The organism is Kitasatospora sp. NPDC091257 (genome assembly GCF_044757675.1).
Lineage (GTDB): Bacteria > Actinomycetota > Actinomycetes > Streptomycetales > Streptomycetaceae > Kitasatospora > Kitasatospora lactacystinica.
Window position 1 is genome coordinate 1 of sequence record NZ_JBIVVI010001738.1, and the last position, 1,332, is coordinate 1,332.

At 73.3% G+C, this 1,332-nt stretch carries 1 protein-coding gene; it reads right to left on the minus strand.

The features are described 5' to 3' along the window. Positions 1–178 precede the first annotated feature (178 nt). The gene (gene purM / locus ACIQOV_RS41675; protein WP_359897972.1) at positions 179–1,264 is read right to left on the minus strand and encodes a phosphoribosylformylglycinamidine cyclo-ligase; all 1,086 of its coding nucleotides are present in this window, start codon (positions 1,262–1,264) and stop codon (positions 179–181) included. Between the last annotated feature and the right edge of the window lie 68 nt (positions 1,265–1,332).

Below are 1,332 nucleotides of genomic sequence, written 5' to 3' on the forward strand. Positions count from 1 at the left end.
CCCGGCGTTCCCTCGTGCCAGTCCGCCCCGCCCGGCGTCCCCTCGTGCCGGACCACCCCGCCCGGCGTTCCCCCGTACGGTCCGCCGACCGGTTCCGCACGGTCCGCCGGCCGCCTCCACCGCACGCGAGAGGGCCCCTCCGGTGCTCCGGAGGGGCCCTCTCGTCGTCACGCCGGGGTCAGCTCGCCCGGAAGCCCTCGTAGGCGTTGTAGAGGGCCGCGCCGCCCTCGTGCCCGTCGCCGCGCTCGACGATGTCGCCGAGCAGCCAGGCCTCCACGCCGCGGTCCTCCAGGATCGACAGCACGACGTCCACCGAGTGCGGCGGGACGACCGCGACCATGCCGACGCCCATGTTCAGCGTCTTCTCGATCTCCAGGGTGGCCACCTTGCCGACCTCGGCGACGGTCTGGAAGACCGGCAGCGGGGTCCAGGTGCCGCGGTCCAGGCGGGCGTGCAGGCCGTCCGGGACGACCCGGGCCAGGTTGGCCGCCAGGCCGCCGCCGGTGACGTGCGAGAAGGCGTGCACCTCGGTGGCGCGGGTGAGCGCCAGGCAGTCCAGCGAGTAGATCCGGGTCGGCTCCAGCAGCTCCTCGCCGAGGGTGCGGCCGAACTCCTCGACCTTGCGGTCCAGCTTCCAGCCGGCCTCGTTCAGCAGCACGTGGCGGACCAGCGAGTAGCCGTTGGAGTGCAGGCCGGAGGCGGCCATCGCGATCACCACGTCGCCGGCGCGGACCCGGTCCGCGCCGAGCAGCGCGTCGGCCTCCACCACACCGGTGCCGGCGCCCGCGACGTCGTACTCGTCCGGGCCCAGCAGGCCCGGGTGCTCGGCGGTCTCGCCGCCGACCAGGGCGCAGCCGGCCAGCGCGCAGCCCTCGGCGATGCCCTTGACGATCGCGGCGACCCGCTCCGGGACGACCTTGCCGACGCAGATGTAGTCGGTCATGAACAGCGGCTCGGCGCCGCACACCACCAGGTCGTCGACGACCATGCCGACCAGGTCGTGGCCGATGGTGTCGTGCTTGTCCATGGCGGCGGCGATGGCCACCTTGGTCCCCACGCCGTCGGTGGCCGAGGCCAGCAGCGGCCGCTCGTAGTTCTTGAAGGCGGACGCGTCGAAGAGGCCGGCGAAACCGCCGAGACCGCCGACCACCTCGGGGCGGTTGGCCTTCTTCACCCACTGCTTCATGAGCTCGACGGCGCGGTCGCCCGCCTCGATGTCGACACCGGCGGCGGCGTAGGTGGCACCGTTCTGGTTGCTGGTCACTGCGTGCGGCCCTTTCGGGTCAGGTGGGGGTGGTTCTACGGAACAGCAGGGGGTGGAACAGCGGTGGG